Below are 18123 nucleotides of genomic sequence, written 5' to 3' on the forward strand. Positions count from 1 at the left end.
TGAGCGGTGCAAACACCGGGCAGCTAAGAAAATGCCATGTTACCAGGCTTTTAAATACAAGAGATTTACATATTTTATATTTATCCTAAATGTCCGGTTTCAGTACAGTGGCTGTCCGTAATTATTTTTTTGTGGAGATGAATACCGGCGCGCTGCGGCAATACCGCGCTCCTGCGCGGAGCTTACCAGGCTCAGGATGCCAGCTGTTGCTGCACATAAGCGATGATGGCTGCCGGATCGCGGGGATCGAACCATTGAAATGCGGGATCTTTCCTGAACCAGGTGAGTTGCCGTTTGGCGTATTGGCGGGTATGCGTTTTCACATCGTCGATAGCCTGATCGAGGGAGATATAGCCATCGAGAAAACTGAATACTTCCTGGTAGCCAACGGTACGGAGGGCGTTGTGCTCGCGGTATGGTATTACGGAGCGGACCTCTTCCACCAGTCCTGCATGCACCATCGCATCCACGCGGTGATGGATATTGTGATGAAGCAATTCTTTAGGCAGGGTGATACCTACTTTGATCATCCGGAAATCGCGGGGGGAACGGGTAGCGCTACGGAAAGTGGTAATAGAGCGGCCGGTGGCGTCCAGTACTTCCAGTGCGCGGATGAGGCGCTGGGGGTTCTGGGTTTCCGCGATGGCGTAGAAGCCGGGATCACGTTCCTGCAGTTGCTGCTGCAACCAGGAAAGGCCGTTTAATGCGTACTGTTCATTTAACCGGGTACGGATGCCGGGCGCAATAGGGGGCATATCGTCGATACCTTCTGCAAAGGCCCTGATATAAAGGCCGGTGCCGCCGCACATAATGGCGATATCGTTCTTTTCAAAGATCTCGCGGGCGTAACCGAGCGCCAGTTTCTCGTACACGCCTGCATTCACTTCTTCGCGGATGCTATGTGAATCGATGAAGTAATGGGGAACTGCCGCCAATTCATCCGGGGAGGGCTTTGCCGTACCGATGCTCATTTCGCGGTAGCATTGCCGGGAGTCTGCGGATATCACTGCAGTGTTAAACAACTGCGCCAATTGAACAGATAAAGCCGTTTTACCTGAAGCAGTAGGACCTGCAATAATGATGACCGTTTTTTGCATATGAGTGGCGGTAAATATTTAGGGACCTGTTTATTTTCCGGAGACAGGCCATTTCAGCAAAGTGGGTGAAACGGATGATCTCTGCAAAAAATAAACAGATCCCTAAAATGACTGATACTATTATTTAAAAGTTATTTTCTTCTTCTCCTCCAAATTCTTCTCCCCCATCGCCGCCCATGGCATCGCTTTCTTCTCCCTCTTCACCAAATCCTTCAGCGTCCATTCCTTCTTTGTTGAGGTCGTATTTTTCTTCCATTTCCACGAGCTTATCGCCCACCAGGCCTTTGGTGCCATACTGGCTGGGCGCAAGCCCTTCTTTGCGTACGCAGGCGGGGTAGGTTATTTTGCTGTTTTCATCTTTGGAAACGCCGATAAGCTCTACGAGGAACGACCAGTTTTTGGCGAAATCGTAGAGATAGATAAATTTCTGATTAGGGTCTTTCACAGCAGCAGCAATCACCGTGTCCGCCATCAGCAGAGGTTCAGCTTTGCGGGGTTGATTATCTGCTTCCAGGATGATTTCCCGGCCACGCTGCCAGTTATCATTGCTACGGAAAAAGGTGGCTTTGTGTTTTGAATCAAATTCGAATGACTGCAAAATTGCCTGGTGAAATAATAAAAACGTCTGATTCGGCTTAATGGCAATGTCCCTGTAGACACTTTCATCTTCTTCCCAGTAAACTCTGAATTTCAAAACCGGCATGACAAAAAAGGTTATAAGTTATTTAATGATTAAACACTCCGCTAAGCGGTGGATCCTGAATGCTAGTGTATCTTATTATGGTAATGTAAAATTACCGATTTTATTTAACCGGGCTTAGATTCAATGCGCCGGCTTTTTCCAATAAAAAAGCGTATGCGGCCTCGTAAGTATTGGGAATTTCTCCATCCAGTATGGCTTCCCTGATGGCGCTTTTCAGGTCGCCAACAATTCTTCCTGGTTTCAGCCCGAATGTTTCCATAATAATTTCCCCGGTTACCGGAGGTTGCCAGTTGCGGATCCGGTCGCTCTCTTCCACTTCTTTCAAGCGTTTGCGGACCAGTTCAAAATTTTCGAGGTAGCGTTTAACCTTTGCTTTATTTTTTGAGGTAATATCCGCTTCGCACAGCATCATCAGTCCTTCTATATCATCCCCGGCATCGAAGAGCAATCTGCGGATAGCCGAATCTGTTATGTTTTCTTTAGTGAGACTGATAGGACGCAGGTGAAGTTCTACCAATTTTCTTACCAATTTCATTTTTTCACTCATTGGTAATTTCATCCGGCTGAAGATACGGGGTACCATTTTACCTCCTACGGCGTCGTGGCCGTGAAAAGTCCAGCCGTGACCCGGCTCAAATTTTTTGGTGGCGGGTTTGCCGATATCGTGTAACAGTGCTGCCCACCGTAGCCAAAGGTCCCTGGTATTTACAGATATATTGTCTACCACCTGCAAGGTATGATAAAAATTATCTTTATGTCCTTTTCCCTCGTACATCTCCACGCCCACCATATCGATCATCTGGGGGAAAATAATTTTGAGCAGACCGGACTTATACAAGAGATCCAATCCTACGGAGGGTTTGGGCGAGAGCATTATTTTATTGAACTCATCGGAGATCCGTTCCTGGGAAATGATCCTGATCCGTTCTGCATTTTCCTGTATAGCGGTGAAGGCGGTTTCTTCAATGGTGAACTGCAGCTGGGATGCGAAGCGGATAGCGCGCATCATGCGCAGCGGGTCGTCGCTGAAGGTTTGGGCCGGCGCCAGGGGTGTGCGGATGATCTTCCTGTCGAGGTCATTCAGCCCCTCAAATGGATCGAGCAGGGAACCATAATCCCTGTCACGCAGGCTGATAGCCATGGCGTTGATGGTAAAATCGCGGCGGTTCTGGTCGTCCTGCAGGGTTCCGGCGGATACCTGGGGATTGCGGGATTCTTCGCGGTAGCTTTCTTTGCGGGCGCCCACGAATTCTATTTCCAGGTCGTTCAGCTTTACCTGGGCGGTGCCATAGGTTTTGAAGAAATTAACGGGAAGGTTGTCGCCTAATCTTTCAGCCACTTTGTGTGCGAGGGCGATACCATCGCCAACGCAAACAATGTCCATATCTTTTGTTTTTCTTCCGAGCAGTTTATCCCGCACAAAGCCCCCGATCAGATAGGCAGGAACGCCCAGTTCGTGGGCGGCCAATGCTATCTTTTCGAGCACTTTTCTTTCCTGCAGGGAGCAGGGTATGTCCAACGGCTTGCTGCTGATCATATTTAAATATTCCTGTTAATTTTTATTCTTTGTTGGAAACCAGGGCGCAAATGTAATAAATAAACAATTTTAATCCCGGATTATCACGATTGAACCGTCTTTGTTTATCCGGATGATCCGGGAGGCCATGGCTGCGGTATCTTCTTCCTGCCGGTATTTCACCACATAATCCACGCCATTCCGGATCTCTGCGGCTACATCGTGGAAGCTGGCCGGGGAGGGCTGTCCGCTGATATTGGCGGAAGTGGACACCAGCGGTTTGCGGAGTCTTTTGATCAGGTGGCGGCAGAACGGGTCTTTCACGATGCGGATGGCGATGCTGCCGTCTTCACTGATCACGTTGGGCGCCAGTCCGAGCGCACCTTCATAAATAACGGTGGTAGGGCGGGTAAAGCCGGCGATGATATCGGCCATATCCGGGCGTGGATTTGCCACGTAGTGCAGCAGATCTTTCACATCGGCCAGCAATACTACCAGGCTTTTGCTTTCGCTTCTTTTTTTGAGGGCAAAAATTTTCTGTACGGCTGCTTCATCGGTGGCATCGCAGCCGATGCCCCAGATAGTGTCTGTAGGATAAAGGATAAGTCCGCCGGACCGCAGCACCGGCATGGCTGCGCTGATATCATCTTCAAACATTTATATTTCCTTATTTAGTTGTTTATATACTTTCATCATGGCAGCGGCGCATTTATCGGGGGTAAAGCGCTGTGCGTGCTGCCATCCTTTTTCCTGCATTTGTTTTACCAGGGAAGTGTTTGTGGTGACCTGCCTCATAGCATCCGCTATGGATACAGGATCCTGCGGATCTACATACAAAGCGGCATCCCCGGCTGTTTCCGCAAAGCAGGAGCCCTGAGAGGTGATAACCGGTGTACGGCTCCAGAGAGCTTCCAGGATGGGGATGCCAAATCCTTCAAAAAAGGAAGGATAAATGAGCGCCAGGGCGCCCTGGTACAGGAGCGGCAGCTCACTGTTCTTAATACGTACCTGTTCGTTGAGAAACACTACCTGTTGTGTAAGCCCGTTTGCTTCCAGATAAGCCTTTACTTTCTTTTTATACGCGCCTCCATTGCCCAGTACCACCAAAGGTACATCCAGCGTACCTTTTAGTGTATTCATGGCCGTTACAATGCCTAACAGGTTTTTCCTTTCAATTAATGAGCCCACGTACAGGAAATACTGTGAAGGTAAACGGTACTTCGCCCCTATTTCGGCAATATCATCATCGGGATACGTAACAGCGAAAGAGGGATCGCAGCTCTGATATACCACATCGATCTTATGGGCCGGCGTTTGGTAGTAAGTGATCAGGTCCTGTTTTGTTTGTTCGCTGATAGCCACTACCCTGTCGGCCTCGCGGCAGGCATAGCGGGCTTTGCGCCGGTATGTAATTACATCGATGGGATTATATTGTTCGGGGTATCTTTCAAAAATAAGATCGTGCATGGTAACTACCGACCTGATACCGCTTTTGTGGATACCGAAGGGCAGCTCATGACTAAGGCCGTGGTAAATGCCGATGTTGTAACGTAACAGGTCTTTTACCACGAAACGGCTGCGCCAGGCGGACTTAAACCAGCGGTGCAGGGGTTGTTGGGGCAATACTACTTTCACATCCGGCAGGGCGGTAAGATCGTACATACCGGTTTGCTTAGGAGCAAACAGGTAATATTCATCTCCCGGGAAATCCTTTGCCAGAGACGATATCAGGGTACGGCTATAATTCCCGAGACCGGTGTCGTTCTGGAACGCGCGTTTGGCATCGAATCCTATTTTCATAAAGTAGTTTCTTCCACAAAACCCAAAATTACGGATTACAGCTGGCGAAACAGGTATATCTGACAAGATTTCCCGAAATACCTCTTTGTAATTCGTAATTTTATTTTCTACTTATTATGTTTGCAAAAAATAAAAAAATGGAATTACAACAACAAATACTGGCTGCCTGGGCTGATCGCGGTCTCTTACAGGAAACACAGTACACGGATGCGGTTAAGGCGGTGATAGAAGCGGTAGATAAAGGCCATCTGAGAGTTGCGGCTCCTACAGAGAACGGCTGGCAGGTGAACGAGTGGGTGAAGCAGGCAATTTTAATGTACTTCTCCATACAGCCAATGGAAACAATGGAGTTACCTCCGTTTGAGTTCTATGATAAAATGAGATTGAAGTCGAACTATAAAGACCTTGGCGTAAGAGTAGTTCCCCATGCGATAGCCCGTTATGGCGCTTACATTGCGAAGGGTTGCATCCTGATGCCATCTTATGTTAACATAGGCGCTTTTGTGGATGAAGGTACCATGGTAGATACCTGGGCTACAGTAGGATCCTGCGCGCAGATCGGTAAAAACGTGCACCTGAGCGGCGGCGTTGGTATTGGCGGCGTACTGGAACCATTACAGGCCAGCCCGGTGATCATTGAAGACGGCTGCTTTGTGGGCTCCCGTTGTATAGTAGTGGAAGGTGTTATCGTGGAAAAAGAAGCGGTGCTGGGTGCTAACGTAGTACTGACCCAATCCACCAAGATCATTGATGTAAGCGGCAGCGAGCCTATTGAATACAAGGGCCGTGTACCTGCGCGCAGCGTGGTGATTCCCGGTACCTATACCAAGAAATTCCCTGCCGGCGAATACCAGGTGTCGTGTGCACTGATCATTGGTCAGCGTAAAGCCTCTACAGACCTGAAGACCAGCCTGAACGACACGTTGCGTGAGTTCAATGTAGCAGTGTAAATATTTTCATAGCAACGGCGCCTGTTAAAGGCGCCGTTTTTTTATGTGTTGAAAAAAAATTTGGTTAATTTAAAAAAGTGTTTACTTTTGCAATCCCTTTACGGGGACATGCGATGCCCAGATGGCGAAATTGGTAGACGCACTGTGTTCAGGTCGCAGCGTTCGCAAGGATGTGCTGGTTCGAATCCAGTTCTGGGCACCAAGATGGAAAGGTCGGAGAATTCTCCGACCTTTCCTTTTTTTAATCGCTCCAAATCCTTTACCGACATGCTTATCAGCGTCATCACCGGGTTAGGTTCTGTGGTTCTATATTCATTTTTATCAAAAATCAGTTTTTCGGAAAATATAGAACCGATGATCCTTTGTTTGACCGCCAAATCCCCGTCATCATAGTGTTTCAGGACATTTACAAGTATTGCCCCTCCTGATTGCACATATTGCAGGTAATCATCTTCGTCTGTCAGTAACTCCAGCTTCTGACGCTCCAGCCCATCTACCTCCGGCAGTAGCTTATTCCTGATATCCTTGTACTCTGCGGCTGATAGTTCGGCATCCAGCATTAAGGACTGCGCATTCTGTAGCCGCTGTTTTAATTTCTCAATGGCGGCTTCTGTTTCTTTTACCTTTTTGCTGTTATCTGCGCTATTATCCTTTAATGACTGTTCTAACAGGGTAAGATAGAGTTCCAGTACATCCCTCTTTGTGACGATCTTATACAATTCTTTACGGAACTGTTCATGTGCATCACTGGCACGGAACCGTTCTTTACATAATGTGCCGCTTTGGCAATGATAGTAATAATAAGTACCACCATTGCCTTTACTGCCACTGCCGGTTATCGGGCGGCCACATTGTTTACATACAAGGAATCCGCGTAAGGGCAGGTGCTCATCTTTGGTACTGCGTACTTTTGTATTACGCTTGCGGCCACTCATCACATCTGCCGCCTCATTAAACAAAGTTTCAGATATGAGCGGTTTATGAATGCCCAATCTGTAATAGGCATCCTCGTCTTTATAAGCTGCAATAAATACTTTACCGCAATAAACAGGGTTATGAACCAGATTCCAAAACTGGCTGCGCCTTACATCCAGTCCTTTGATGTTGGCCATCCTCCGTATTTTCTCCAGATCATGTACACCCCTTGCCACTTCCTCAAATACCCATACTATGAGTGGGGCTATCCGTTCATCTATCGCCAGTATTGGTTTTTTTTGAGCATCCCTTTCATTCTTATATCCTTTAGGAGCAACACCTAAAAAACGACCCTCTTTTTTAGCGCGACGCATGCCAAGCAATGTGTTCAGGGCACGGCGGTCATTCTCTACTTCCGGTGCTGCAAGATAGAAGGCCAGCATCATTTTATTCTCCGGTACACTTAGATCAAGTGGTTGTTCTACTCCCTGCGGCTCCACCCGCATTTTCTTTAACTGGCTGATCATGCTATAAGCATCCCCGGCATTGCGGCTGAACCTGTCCCATCTTGTGAACAGCAGCAGGTCTATTATACCTTTTTGCTTTTTCACGACAGCCAGCATTTTCTGAAATACCGGGCGGTCAAAAGTCTTTGCAGAATAGTCCTCCCGGTATATTCCAGCTACCGTTATATTGTTCACTTCACAATAACGGATAAGACATTCCTCTTGAATTTCCGGGCTGTATCCGTTAAGCTGCTCGTCTGTACTCACTCTTATGTATAGGAACGCTTTTCTTTGTAACATTGACATAGGCTGTATTTATGGGTGTACTAATATTATGTTTGTTCTCCTGCCATTTCCGGTAGATGTCCATTTCGATGTCTAGCATTCTATAGAGGAAGTCCCGTATCATCATTACCTGCTCATCACTCAGGCTGTCATCTTTTAACTTCTTCCTGCATTCTGTCAACGATATTCTGTTGGCGTATTGATCCTGATCATTATGTTTCATCTGTTAGTATTCAAGTGTTTTTACATCCTTTATTTACTACTGATTATCATTGACAATCAACATTATGTAATTCTTTTGGCAATGCCAAATCATACAATAATTCCGCAAGTTGCTTTATGGTGAACACGATCTCTTTTGCCTGTTCATCGGTATAGTGTTCACACCCCGGAAACTTTCTTAATAATTCCGGTGTCATCTCTTCATCCCCTTTTATACCGGGGGGCAGTGTAGCAGAAGATAATTGTGGCCTGTTTGTTTGTTGTTCTTGTTTTTTCTGTTTCATGTGTAGATTTTTAAATGGTAAGCATTGTCAAAAGATAAAGTTTATTTTGCTGCCGGTTGATGGGGCACTACTTTAGGTTTGCTGGCGAGGTGTATGTGTTCCCACAGAATCCAGAGCTTAACAGCATTTCCCATAAGACTGGATTTATCCAGCTTATGCAGCCAGCTTAACATGGACATAACGATGCAGAGCTTATCCTCCGCTTCTTTGATGGTAGGCGCTTCTATTTGTACTGTAAGCGTGTGTTTGGTCATAGCGTTATTTATTTAATTGTTTAATAAGAAGGAATAGTATGGTAACGATCATGCGGCCTTATTAAAAACTTCTTCCCGTTTATCGACTTCACCTTCCTCACCCTGCACTGTATCGGCTTTCTGAAGCATTTGCAGTAGCTCATCTGCAAGACCATTGTTGCAATACAGGTAATGAATAATATGCTCCACCTTTTCCACTTGCGGCATTGCGAAAAAGGCATCCAATATGCTACGCAACGCTGCTACATCCTGCTCTTTAGGTTTGCGGGTGCCATTGCCTGCGTCAAAATCCGGCGGGTTTCGTTCCTGTTTGCTGTAGGAAGCAGACCCGTAATGTTCCTGTGGCGGCATATTACCTGGTTTGATCATGTCACCTAACAATGGGATACCGCTTAATGCCTGCGGGTTTTTAGCGAGGTACAGACCGGCCAGATTTAACAGGGTATCGGTTATCTTGTTGGTCGTAGTGCCTTTCTCTGTTTGTAACTTTTGTATGGTATCCTGTAGCTGTTCCTGGTATTCCTCTGCTTCATCGAGCTGCCGCTTCAATTCTTCATTTTCGCCTTTCAATTGCTCGTACTCCCATTGTTTTCTTTCCTGTTGCAGTTTTTCATTAATGGTATGCTCTATCCCATCCAGCGTGCCTTTGATGGTTTGTTCTTCTTCTTTTAATAACAGTACATACCGGGTGCATCTGCGGGAACTGCCATCATACAGGCAGATGGTGATACAGCGAGTTTCAGGCTGTATAAAATCCTCATGCTGAAAGAAGCGTTCCGGGTCGCTGGTGCGGGATATTACTTTCAGTTCGTCTATCCGCACATCATATTCTTTTGGCTGCCCCTGCTCTGCTTCATTGCATAGTATCTGGTAGATCAGATTGACCCGGTTACTGCCGTATTTTTCTTTTACAATACTCATAGAGTGGGTTTAATGATGAATAATAATTGTTGCATATGGTTATGGTGATTGGTTGTCCTGTTGCGAAAGATATTGACGGAGGTGTTGCAGGCTGAAGAGGATACGCCCGTATTTCTTTCGCTGTAATGGCTGTAACCTGCCTTCTGCAATCAGGCAGTATACTCTTGAAAGCGAAAGGTGCAGATAAGCAGCCGCCTGTGTTGCGGATAGTGGCGGCTGCCGGTCTATAGCATCATTTCTTGCAAGTTGCAGTAGCAATTCAATTTTCCTGTCTACTTCGTATAACCTTTGACGTATGTCTTCCAGTTCTTCATGCATATGTTTATAGTTGTCGTCTTAAATCGTTTTCTCTAATAATTGCGGCACGAAGCATATAGCGTTGGATGATAGGAGCGACCCTTTTTAATGATCGCAATTTTTAGTCACGTTATATGCTTGTTTTAAGGATTAAAATCATGGGCAAGCGACAAAGATACGATGGCTCAAAAGCCTGCTTACCAACTTATGCGCGGATTTAACCAAAATGAATAAAAATAGCATGACCTTCCCCAGAAATACCCGGAAATGCTTTTATCAGAACAGTACTGTTCCCGGTTTAGAACAGATACGGAACAGTTAACGACAATAAGCTATAGCAAGCGACAATAAGGTTACTTATCAGGAACAGCTGCACAACATATATAAGACATATTGCAGGACATTGCTGTCCGCTGAATGAACGGATAATAAAAGAAAAAGGATGGGATTAAACCCATCCTGCAGACGTTTGTACCGGGCAAGAAATATTTCGCGTACCGGTAAATCCTATAGCATTAGACTATTCAATCACATCCAGTACGTTTACTTTGTAGTACCTACATATCCTGATCAGATGCATCAGTTTAAAGTCATGCTGTCCCTTCTCTATTTTGCTTAACAGGGCAGGCGACATTTTTATGGCCTTTGACACCTTCTTTAAACTTTCCTTTCTTCCCTTGCGCAAAGCAGATAGCCTATCGCCGATAGACTGTAACCAAACAGCCAGCTGCTCGTTAAAAGCCTTATTGGTGACTGTGTACCTGTTCTTCATAGGTGGCAGGGATTAAAGGAAAAGAAATGGATTGTCCGTTTTCAAGATCAAGCAACCTTTGCTGGTACAGTCTTTCCGCGATAGCGATAAAATCACTTACCCGTTCCATTAATATCGTCGCTTTTTCTACTGATACCATGTAGCTTTCATTATAGCGTGCATCTGAATAGGCTTTGTTGAGCGTGTTAAAAAGATCGGTTTCCTCTTTTGTAATGCAGGGGAAAACCATCATCGGTGCATAAGAAAAATGTTGTACCAACGCCAGCAATCGGGCAAGATTATGAGTATTGGACCTAAAGCCGGTAAATACCCGGAGCAGCGCCATACAGGTATGTTGTACCGATTGGTGTAAATTAAAAACAGCCTGTTCATGCCAGCCACCATCTATGCAAAAAGATGCCGATTTTAAAAAACACTGTGCCATCCCAAAACACTTGTCCCAATAATCCGTTATCCTGCTTTTTACAGTGGTTATATCCGGTTCATTGGGTGGCGTGACCAAAGCAGCGCCACTGCCATTATACACTAATACACCTTTGCGGTAAAGTGTAGCAAAAAAACGTGCACCCTTTTCCAGTAAACTGTTGACCGATGCCAGTTTCTGCACAACGCTGGTCACAGCACAACCCAATGGCAATGCCTGTTGCTCCGCGATCTGGATAAGTTCATGATCGGCACGTTTTTCATTGCTGTTAGGGATAATCAGCAGATCATACGTAGGATGAGCAATCTCTTTACATCCGGTTCCCTGTGCAAAACAGCTCCAGTCCTGCATGGTAGTGATACGGCTGCCATAGCAGATGATCTTATCCGGGTTGGTAGCCTGTACGATTTTTTGTACCAGCTGCGCCAGTTGGGCTAATTGCTGCGGTGAGAGGTGTTGAAAGGTAGAAAGCATAGTGATAGAGTTTAATGATGACGGTTAGTTATAGATTATCTTTCAGGCCGGAAGGAATCCGGGTATCTGTACCGTAAAAATGGTAGTTGCCTTTTCTTCGCTTTGTACCGTTATGGTGCCGCCCAACTCCTGCACATACAGCTGGCTGAGATATAGCCCCAATCCTGTGCCGCTATGGCCTTTACCTAACTGTCCGTATGGCTTGAATAAATCGTCTGTCCTGTCGGCGGCAATGCCCATCCCCTCATTAGCGACCTGCAATACGAGGCTGGTATCTTCCAGATAGCATTGCACAGCAATGCAGGTAGCGGGATAACTATACTTTAAGGCATTGGCCAGCAGGTTATGCACAATTTGACCCAGCTTTACTTTATCTGTAGTCAGATCGGTATTGTCCAAAGAGGGCAGTATGGTAAGGCAGATGCGCTTTTCCTGTAAGGCGGCAGCTGTTTCAAAATGCCGGACGACCGTCTTTATCCAATGGGCGAAATGGAACGTTTCTTTTACTGCCCGTATATCCAGCTTACCGGCATGGTATTGTACGGTAGTCAGCATATTATCGAGTATGGCCAGTGCATTATGGCCAATAGCATTTATGGTTTGCAGATAAAAGTGGGTGTCTTTCCCTTCCTGTATGGATTGGGAGCATTGTACTACACCGGCGATCTGTCCCCTGATCTCATGGGCGAATACGCCGAAGAATATTTCCATTGTATGGACAAGGGCATCCTGCACCTGCTCTTCCCGGTTCCGGTTTTCATAAACAAGAAAAGACGCCTCGATCAGTCTTTCACAATGCCTGTAAAGGTTAAGGAGGTTAGCTGCTTCTGTAAACTCATCCTGACAGGCGCTTTGCAGTAGATCCCATAAACAAACCCGGACCTGGGGAAGTGAGTAAGCCTCAAAAAACTCTTCATATACCAGGTTGGGATTATCCATTTCTTCCAAATCGAGTTGGAAGGGCTTATTATGCCAATCAGGGTACCGGGCTAAGATTTGCTTCCTTATTGTATCTCTCATAAGGCATTCTATTGGGTTTACGGTAAATTCAGGCAAGGGCTTGTATGGTACAATTGTGCTGCCTGTGTTGTACAATTACAGGTGGGAAATTACGGCCCGTTTTTGCCGTACCGAACCAGTTATGGCTGTACGTTACCAGGAATTTATTGTATATTACCAGTGATTACTGGTACCCTACCAAAGGTTCATGGTGCCGTACTAACCCATTAGTTTTTATATATTTGTAAATATGACAACTACTATTATGCCCGAAAAAGCACATCATGGAAGAGCAGTAAAACGTATCCGCGAGTTACTGCATATAAAGCAGGAAGTACTGGCCGATGCTTTGAATATCAGTCAGCAGAGTGTTTCTGTTTTAGAAGGTAAAGAGATCATTGAGCCGGAGCAATTGGAGCAGATTGCTAAAACCCTGAAGGTACCCGTAGAGGCAATTAAGAATTTTAATGAGGAGGGAGCTGTTAATATTATAGCCAATACCTTTCAGGACGAATCATCAGCATATACCTATAACTACAAATGTACCTTTAACCCTTTCGATAAATGGGTTGAAGTAGCGGAAGAGAATAAAAAATTATACGCTGCTTTGCTGAAAGAGAAAGATGAGAAGATTGCATTGCTGGAAAAGGTGCTGAATGAAAAGAAGAAATAACTGAAAGTTCAGGGATAGAGGAAGCCACCAAACGGTGGCTTTTTTCATTTCATAAATTCTTTGTGCTCAGCTATAAAAGGGTGAAACATTTGGCGCAGTATTGTCTTATGCTGGATATCCTGTATTTTCTTCTGGTGGTATTCAAAGAAAAAATCGTCTTGGGATTTTTCTTTTCCAATGTTTACCTATTAAATCTTAGCTATGACCTGTTAAGCAATATCTTTTTTGTGTCAGGGGTACTGGCGCTTATAAATTTCCTACTATTGATCTTTCTGTATAAAAAAGGAACAAGTACTATCATAATCAAAGATGGAAAGGCCGCCATCAGATAATGGTAGTCTTTTAGAGATGATAGAATACATAAAAAAGCAAGACATTAAATGCCCTGCTTTGAGTAATGCCTTAGTACTCGTATTAATTGAGTTTAGTGATCTTAAATGTTTCTGTTGCCCCCTTATTGTTAGTAAAGTGAACAATGTAAATACCCGACTGTAAACCGGCAGTACTGACAGTATAAGTCTGCCTGTTTTGCATGGTTGTATTTTTCTTCACGATAACAGCCCTGCCGGTAACATCTGTTACCATAATATCAGAAATGACATCTTCAGAGCCTGCATAACCATAATTCAATACATCACCCACCGGGTTAGGATACACAAAGTACTTATTGATCTTTGACTGCTCATTTGCCGGGTTTTGTTTACGGGCAAGAATGTGATCTGCTACTGGTGTATTGATATGAAAACTTACATTACCATATACATCCGGGTCTACAGTTTTTTCATTGACCATAAACTGCCGGAAATGTATATCAAACGAATTACCGTAAGTCTTGGCACCGTTACGCAGACTGATCTCTACTATTACGGGGAAATGTTCCCCACTGTTCAGTTGAATGCCGTCTAATTCGAGCGTGGTTGCACCGTCAAAAGTAACCGTTTTTGCAGTTTCGTCTGCATGGGCATAAGTACCCAGAGAACCGGCGGCTACCCAACGGTCAAACAGGTCACCGAGGTGCAGTGTTATATAACCAACAGCAGAAAAGTCCCCGGCCAGTTGTTTATGGATGGCTTTATCGTTAATGAGTTGCAGGTTAAAAACATGGTTTTCGGTTTCTGCGTTGGATACCCATATCTGGTGTTTTTCTGTTGGCTTGTTGGTCAGGTCAAAATTGGTAATGATCAGGTTGCGGGTTACAATGTTGTTATTGTTCTTCACATTATACTTTTCGCTTAGGAAAAGCTCACTTATATCCATATCCTTTGTATACCACGCCCCGCCAAAGGGAGTTGATACAAATACGTCTTCAATTATCCTTGCCAGCAGGCATACATCTACCTTGTCGGGGCTGTTAATATAGTCCTGCGGCCTTTGAGGCTTCCACGCCGTATGCAGCACTACCGACGCGCCGGGCTGAAGTGGAGGTACGGGCAGGGAATTGCCGATCTGACTGCCTGCAACTACAGGAACACCGGAAGAACCGGCAAGATAGGTCATGCCTGTCCAATCTGCGTCCCACATTTCACCGGTGGATGCCTGCGTCCAGTAAAGTTTTACCCCTGCCTCCACAGTGTTACTGGATGCTGCGGCACAGCCTATGTTGCGTACCCGTACATATATGTAATTGGAATCGTTGTTCAGGTATTCCGGGTTTTGATGTTCTGTAATACTATCATTTACCTGTCTTACCCAAAGATCGGGACTATGCCATATATCCCACTCACGACCATCTACACTCAGCTGGCTATTAGGTTGGTCGAGCATATCTACATAAGAATCGCGGAGTGCCAGATCATAAGTCGCTACCGTATCCAGTTGTATACGGATGATTTTATCAGCTACTTTCTTCGCTACCGGGTCACTGTCATATACCGTGAGGCGGTAATAGAGCAGCTTGCCACCGGTGGCTGCTGTTACGTCCGGCTCAAAGGTATTTATGCTGCTCAAAGTAGCTGTATTGCCGCCTAATGCTACCCAACGGGCACTATAAGGAGGCGTACCATTCAGTACTACGGGCTTCAGGTGCGGCAATGTGCTGTTGCTGCTGTAACCGGGAGCGCAAATGGTATTGACCTCTACGCCCTGTACAAACATCGTTTGGGTAGCGGGGTTGTTGCAAGAAGCAACGTCGTTTTTATAGGTATTGGCAAAAGTAAGCGCATTACCAGCGTCTAATGCGCCTGCGCCCAATCTGCCTGCATACCTGTTATTCTCGGGAACTTTAAACATACTGTCATTTGCAGTTTTCTTCAACAGCCACTCCAGTTGATAAGGGCTATAACAATTATTAAAGCTGTGCAGCAGTGCCGCTGTGCCAGCCACCTGCGGGGAAGCAAAGGAAGTGCCCCATCCTGCTATCCCTTCAAAGTGCTTGGAAGTATCGATAGGAGTGCAGGTAAGGCCGCCTATACGCACTGCCGGAGCACATATATCTACCTGGCTATTGTGTTGGTAGCAGTCGGCCACCGAATCACCTACGTTGGCTTCATGCACCCATTTTACATTAAAGGTACTGCCCGAACCATAATTGTTTTCCCAACCTACTGCCGATACCGACATTACATGGTCGAGTGCAGCGGGAATAAAATACTGGCCGGCGGCTCCGGGCGTATGATTATCGCCATTGCCCGCACCAAATACACTGAAAGTCCCCTCTTCATAGATGCCCTGATATTGCATTTGCATAGTTAAATTGCTTTGTATCGCCTGAGTTAGATCAAAACCCGCAAAACCGCCCCAACTGCCATTGAGTACCTGGCACCCGCGGTCGGCCATTCGCTGCATTTCTCCTGTCTGACCTTCTGCCAGATCAAGACGACAGTTAAAGCCTACCGATGGGAAGCCTGTACTATTGTCGGTACGTCCCGCAGCTATGCCGGCTACGGTAGTGCCATGATGCCACGATTCGGCATCGAATGAGCCGGTGGCGGGGTTGTAAGGAGGCGGATAATTATTAGTGATCCGCTTTATTTGCCCCCCCTGCAGATCGGGGTTGTTGAGGTCAAAGTAAGTATCGGTAATGCCTATCACCGTACCTGTATCGCCTTTGGTAATGCCCCATGCAGCGGGTGCATGAATAAAGTCGAGGTACTTATCGTACCATAACCCCCAATCATTAGGATAATAATTGCCGGTGTACTGCGGTACTTTATCTTCTTCATAATAGGGGAAATAAGCAGGCCAAGATGCTTTAAGGGTTGTGCCGAGGGCTGTACTGGTACAATTGACACTGTATATGTGCCGCATAAAATCAAAGCGCGAATCAGGGAAGGCTTTTGCAAAATTTGTAGCCCCATATTGGCTAAAGACGGAAGCAATACTGGGTAAAGCAAAAGAAGGAACACCGGACGAAGATATACTGGTAAGGATGCTTTCATCGGGTACAGAAAGGTACAGCCTGACGGACTGCGCGTTCATAATTTTGGGCATAAGTAATGCCAGCAGCAACAGCAGTGCTGCACAGTTTTTTTTGATCATAATGTGGTTTTTGATTTTTTAATGGTAAACAATGATCTTTCGCATCACTGGTATTTGGGGGTAAGAAGATAGTTGTAATTGGAGCAGATATACACCATTTGGCAGCTGTACGGTGCTAATGGTATTATGATACATAGGGGGGCATTCTATCATCCTGCCATCTGTGGTATACAGGACAGCATCGGTAATAGTATAGTTGCTGCGGTTGGTTATATGGAGGGCATCAACAGCAGGTATGGGATAGACGGTTATATCCTGTGCTGCTGCGACGTCAGGCGGGTTGATAACGGACAAGCGGCCATCTGACTGATAGCGTACGATAACTGCATTTATATCTCCACCACTGGAGGTGCTGTTTTTTTGGGAACGTCCGCAGGCCACTATTTTGCCATCGGCCTGTAGTTTCATATCTTCCATTCGTTCGTTACCCGGCCCAATAGGTGTAAATATCTTTCCCTGCTGCCCAAATGCAGTATCAAGGCTGCCATTAGGCTTAAATTGCATTACTGCAAAATCTTCATTATTGGAATTTGTATAACCGCCTACAACTATTTTACCATCACTGCGCAGCACCATACAGGAGGCAATACAAGTGTCTGCAGTGGCTATGCCATTGACGCCAAAACTGCTGTCTGTACTGCCGTTTGCCTTCAGACGCAGCAGCTTCAGGTCATTACTGGCTGCGCCGCCGAGCAATATACGTCCGTCGGGCTGTAGCTGCATGGTATGTACATAGGCAAGGCCGCCCGTCTGTATATAGGAAATGCCGGTATGATTAAAAGTAGTATCCAGTGTACCATCAGGCAGGTAGCGTACACAGGCAAAGGATCGGGTATTTGTAGCATCATATGCCTCTATACCTACCACTATTTTATTATCAGGCTGAATAGCTACATCGCCTATCTCTGCACCATAAGAACCTGTACCGGTAACTACCCGTCCATAAGTGCCAAAACTGCTGTCAATTGCCCCCGCAGGCCAATAGCGTATAAGCGCAAGTGTATTATATGTTGTGCCTACAGCTATAATTTTGCCGTCCGGCTGTAAGGTTATTACTTTCAAGTAATCCATCGAACTGCCAGACATACTTACATTGGTAGTCACAACGCCACTATCTCCAAAAGTACTATCGATATTTCCATTACTATTCAATCTTATTAAAGCAAAATCATCGTGTGTTTGATTACTGTATGTTTGACCCCCCACAACAATTTTTCCATCTGACTGTAAAGCCAAATCAAGTAGTGCAAAACCATTAGGGGTATATGGTCTTATATATTTTCCCTGTACACTAAAGGTATTATCTAACGTGCCATTGGGCAGATAACGAGCCACAACCGCATTTAATATTGCTCCACCGGCCGCTACTATTTTACCATCTGGCTGTATCACTATAGCATTGTAATTACTGCCATAAGTTGGTGGTGTCGTGTAGGTAACTATTCCATTCGTACCAAAGCTGCTGTCCAGCCCCGTAGGTAGTGCAATGGCCTGCCCGCTCACAATACAGGTTATAACAAAACATAACAGTAGGCAACAGTATTTCATAAGCAA

16 protein-coding genes, 1 tRNA gene and 1 pseudogene are annotated in these 18123 nt (G+C 45.7%); 3 read left to right on the forward strand and 15 right to left on the reverse strand.

Going from position 1 to position 18123, the window contains the following annotated elements; genetic code table 11:
- Nucleotides 1-191 precede the first annotated feature (191 nt).
- The 5 genes from miaA to FN124_RS01425 all read right to left on the reverse strand — a co-directional run bounded on the left by miaA (nucleotide 192) and on the right by FN124_RS01425 (nucleotide 5116).
- A complete protein-coding gene (miaA, locus tag FN124_RS01405; protein WP_142683015.1) occupies nucleotides 192-1097 on the reverse strand; it encodes a tRNA (adenosine(37)-N6)-dimethylallyltransferase MiaA in 906 nt (301 codons plus the stop codon).
- 124 nt (nucleotides 1098-1221) lie between these two features.
- Complete coding sequence (locus FN124_RS01410) at nucleotides 1222-1800, reverse strand: IS1096 element passenger TnpR family protein (RefSeq protein WP_142683016.1); 579 nt, start codon at nucleotides 1798-1800, stop codon at nucleotides 1222-1224.
- A gap of 100 nt (nucleotides 1801-1900) precedes the next feature.
- Nucleotides 1901-3337 carry a CCA tRNA nucleotidyltransferase gene (locus FN124_RS01415; protein ID WP_142683017.1) on the reverse strand — a complete coding sequence of 479 codons (1437 nt, stop codon included), beginning with the start codon at nucleotides 3335-3337 and terminating at the stop codon, nucleotides 1901-1903.
- Nucleotides 3338-3406: 69 nt separating this feature from the next.
- Entirely contained in the window at nucleotides 3407-3973 is a 567-nt protein-coding gene (locus FN124_RS01420) for an L-threonylcarbamoyladenylate synthase (protein ID WP_142683018.1), read from the reverse strand.
- Nucleotides 3974-5116, reverse strand: a complete 1143-nt coding sequence (locus FN124_RS01425) for a glycosyltransferase family 4 protein (RefSeq protein WP_142683019.1) — start codon at nucleotides 5114-5116, stop codon at nucleotides 3974-3976. It abuts the gene before it with no gap.
- A 137-nt stretch (nucleotides 5117-5253) separates the two neighbouring features.
- Between FN124_RS01425 and FN124_RS01430 the strand changes: the two genes are divergently transcribed.
- Together FN124_RS01430 and FN124_RS01435 are read left to right on the forward strand one after the other, a co-directional pair.
- Entirely contained in the window at nucleotides 5254-6066 is an 813-nt protein-coding gene (locus FN124_RS01430; protein WP_142683020.1) for a 2,3,4,5-tetrahydropyridine-2,6-dicarboxylate N-succinyltransferase, read from the forward strand.
- Between the two features lie 115 nt (nucleotides 6067-6181).
- Nucleotides 6182-6268 (forward strand) — tRNA-Leu (locus FN124_RS01435).
- A gap of 583 nt (nucleotides 6269-6851) precedes the next feature.
- On the opposite strand, the pseudogene FN124_RS31310 reads toward FN124_RS01435, so the two are convergent.
- The 8 genes and pseudogenes from FN124_RS31310 to FN124_RS01475 all read right to left on the reverse strand — a co-directional run.
- A pseudogene (locus FN124_RS31310) lies at nucleotides 6852-7793 on the reverse strand (recombinase family protein); the annotation flags it as partial.
- A 248-nt stretch (nucleotides 7794-8041) separates the two neighbouring features.
- Entirely contained in the window at nucleotides 8042-8278 is a 237-nt protein-coding gene (locus FN124_RS01445; RefSeq protein WP_142683021.1) for a hypothetical protein, read from the reverse strand.
- Between the two features lie 41 nt (nucleotides 8279-8319).
- Nucleotides 8320-8532 carry a hypothetical protein gene (locus FN124_RS01450; protein ID WP_142683022.1) on the reverse strand — a complete coding sequence of 71 codons (213 nt, stop codon included), beginning with the start codon at nucleotides 8530-8532 and terminating at the stop codon, nucleotides 8320-8322.
- Nucleotides 8533-8580: 48 nt separating this feature from the next.
- The gene (locus FN124_RS01455) at nucleotides 8581-9453 is read right to left on the reverse strand and encodes a hypothetical protein (RefSeq protein ID WP_142683023.1); all 873 of its coding nucleotides are present in this window, start codon (nucleotides 9451-9453) and stop codon (nucleotides 8581-8583) included.
- A gap of 39 nt (nucleotides 9454-9492) precedes the next feature.
- Nucleotides 9493-9771 (reverse strand): helix-turn-helix domain-containing protein, encoded by a 279-nt coding sequence (locus FN124_RS01460; protein WP_142683024.1) that lies wholly within the window; start codon nucleotides 9769-9771, stop codon nucleotides 9493-9495.
- Between the two features lie 499 nt (nucleotides 9772-10270).
- Nucleotides 10271-10522: a helix-turn-helix domain-containing protein gene (locus FN124_RS01465; RefSeq protein WP_142683025.1), complete on the reverse strand. Its 252-nt coding sequence runs from the start codon at nucleotides 10520-10522 to the stop codon at nucleotides 10271-10273.
- On the reverse strand, nucleotides 10494-11420 hold the full coding sequence (locus tag FN124_RS01470) for a HEPN domain-containing protein (protein WP_142683026.1): 927 nt from the start codon (nucleotides 11418-11420) through the stop codon (nucleotides 10494-10496). Before FN124_RS01470 ends, FN124_RS01465 begins: the two co-directional genes overlap by 29 nt.
- Before the next feature lie 42 nt (nucleotides 11421-11462).
- Nucleotides 11463-12440: a sensor histidine kinase gene (locus FN124_RS01475; RefSeq protein ID WP_142683027.1), complete on the reverse strand. Its 978-nt coding sequence runs from the start codon at nucleotides 12438-12440 to the stop codon at nucleotides 11463-11465.
- Nucleotides 12441-12669: 229 nt separating this feature from the next.
- Between FN124_RS01475 and FN124_RS01480 the strand changes: the two genes are divergently transcribed.
- The gene (locus tag FN124_RS01480) at nucleotides 12670-13092 is read left to right on the forward strand and encodes a helix-turn-helix transcriptional regulator (RefSeq protein ID WP_260607294.1); all 423 of its coding nucleotides are present in this window, start codon (nucleotides 12670-12672) and stop codon (nucleotides 13090-13092) included.
- A 414-nt stretch (nucleotides 13093-13506) separates the two neighbouring features.
- On the opposite strand, the gene FN124_RS01485 is transcribed toward FN124_RS01480, so the two are convergent.
- On the reverse strand, nucleotides 13507-16569 hold the full coding sequence (locus tag FN124_RS01485; RefSeq protein ID WP_142683028.1) for a S8 family peptidase: 3063 nt from the start codon (nucleotides 16567-16569) through the stop codon (nucleotides 13507-13509).
- Nucleotides 16570-16587: 18 nt separating this feature from the next.
- Nucleotides 16588-18117, reverse strand: coding sequence for a T9SS type A sorting domain-containing protein (locus tag FN124_RS01490; RefSeq protein ID WP_142683029.1), 1530 nt, complete (start codon nucleotides 18115-18117; stop codon nucleotides 16588-16590).
- Nucleotides 18118-18123: the final 6 nt, after the last annotated feature.

The organism is Chitinophaga polysaccharea (assembly GCF_902150045.1).
Lineage (GTDB): Bacteria > Bacteroidota > Bacteroidia > Chitinophagales > Chitinophagaceae > Chitinophaga > Chitinophaga polysaccharea_A.

Coding starts and splice junctions, on each gene's coding strand:
- miaA (WP_142683015.1), bottom strand. CDS start 1,097: ATGCAAAAAACGGTCATCATTATTGCAGGTCCTACTGCTTCAGGTAAA.
- FN124_RS01410 (WP_142683016.1), bottom strand. CDS start 1,800: ATGCCGGTTTTGAAATTCAGAGTTTACTGGGAAGAAGATGAAAGTGTC.
- FN124_RS01415 (WP_142683017.1), bottom strand. CDS start 3,337: ATGATCAGCAGCAAGCCGTTGGACATACCCTGCTCCCTGCAGGAAAGA.
- FN124_RS01420 (WP_142683018.1), bottom strand. CDS start 3,973: ATGTTTGAAGATGATATCAGCGCAGCCATGCCGGTGCTGCGGTCCGGC.
- FN124_RS01425 (WP_142683019.1), bottom strand. CDS start 5,116: ATGAAAATAGGATTCGATGCCAAACGCGCGTTCCAGAACGACACCGGT.
- FN124_RS01430 (WP_142683020.1), top strand. CDS start 5,254: ATGGAATTACAACAACAAATACTGGCTGCCTGGGCTGATCGCGGTCTC.
- FN124_RS01445 (WP_142683021.1), bottom strand. CDS start 8,278: ATGAAACAGAAAAAACAAGAACAACAAACAAACAGGCCACAATTATCT.
- FN124_RS01450 (WP_142683022.1), bottom strand. CDS start 8,532: ATGACCAAACACACGCTTACAGTACAAATAGAAGCGCCTACCATCAAA.
- FN124_RS01455 (WP_142683023.1), bottom strand. CDS start 9,453: ATGAGTATTGTAAAAGAAAAATACGGCAGTAACCGGGTCAATCTGATC.
- FN124_RS01460 (WP_142683024.1), bottom strand. CDS start 9,771: ATGCATGAAGAACTGGAAGACATACGTCAAAGGTTATACGAAGTAGAC.
- FN124_RS01465 (WP_142683025.1), bottom strand. CDS start 10,522: ATGAAGAACAGGTACACAGTCACCAATAAGGCTTTTAACGAGCAGCTG.
- FN124_RS01470 (WP_142683026.1), bottom strand. CDS start 11,420: ATGCTTTCTACCTTTCAACACCTCTCACCGCAGCAATTAGCCCAACTG.
- FN124_RS01475 (WP_142683027.1), bottom strand. CDS start 12,440: ATGAGAGATACAATAAGGAAGCAAATCTTAGCCCGGTACCCTGATTGG.
- FN124_RS01480 (WP_260607294.1), top strand. CDS start 12,670: ATGACAACTACTATTATGCCCGAAAAAGCACATCATGGAAGAGCAGTA.
- FN124_RS01485 (WP_142683028.1), bottom strand. CDS start 16,569: ATGATCAAAAAAAACTGTGCAGCACTGCTGTTGCTGCTGGCATTACTT.
- FN124_RS01490 (WP_142683029.1), bottom strand. CDS start 18,117: ATGAAATACTGTTGCCTACTGTTATGTTTTGTTATAACCTGTATTGTG.